Origin of the sequence: Colwellia sp. RSH04 (genome assembly GCF_003545765.1) — a bacterium.
In the GTDB taxonomy this organism is placed as follows: Bacteria; Pseudomonadota; Gammaproteobacteria; order Enterobacterales; family Alteromonadaceae; genus Colwellia.
The window spans coordinates 1-534 of sequence record NZ_QXIO01000060.1; the positions used below are offsets into that span (position 1 = coordinate 1).

Annotated in this window: 1 protein-coding gene; it reads left to right on the top strand. The window is 58.8% G+C overall.

Features of this window, described 5'->3' with window-relative positions; all coding sequences use genetic code 11:
* The coding region (locus tag D1094_RS18480; protein ID WP_259338005.1) for an alpha/beta hydrolase-fold protein at nucleotides 1-466 on the top strand (466 nt) is incomplete at its 5' end.
* Between the last annotated feature and the right edge of the window lie 68 nt (nucleotides 467-534).

The following is a 534-nucleotide window of genomic DNA, read 5'->3' on the forward strand; positions in this document are numbered from 1 at the left end:
GGAACTGCCTGGATTGATCGCAGAGCATTTTCCCGCTGACCCGGCTCGTCAATCGGTCCTCGGTCATTCGATGGGTGGGCACGGGGCGCTGACGATGGCTCTGCGTCGTCCCAATCACTATCGCGCCGCGAGCGCCTTTTCGCCGATCGTTGCGCCATCACAAGTACCTTGGGGCATCAAGGCGCTCGGCGGCTATCTCGGCGACTACCCTGAAGCATGGCGCAAGTATGATGCGGTTGCGCTGATCGAGGATGGTGCACGGTTTTCCGACTTTCTTGTCGATTATGGTGACGCCGATCAATTCCTGAGCGAACAACTTCGCCCCGACCTGCTGGAGCGCGCATGTTTGCAGGCGCGGATCCCGCTGACCCTTCATCGCCAAACTGGCTATGATCACAGCTACTATTTCGTGTCGACGTTCATGGAAGATCACATGCGCTGGCATGCGGAGCGGTTGAAGGCATAACGTCTGCCAGCAACGGCTCTATTGCGGCGCCCCGTAGTTGGGCGCAAGCAACCGATTACGCAGGAGAT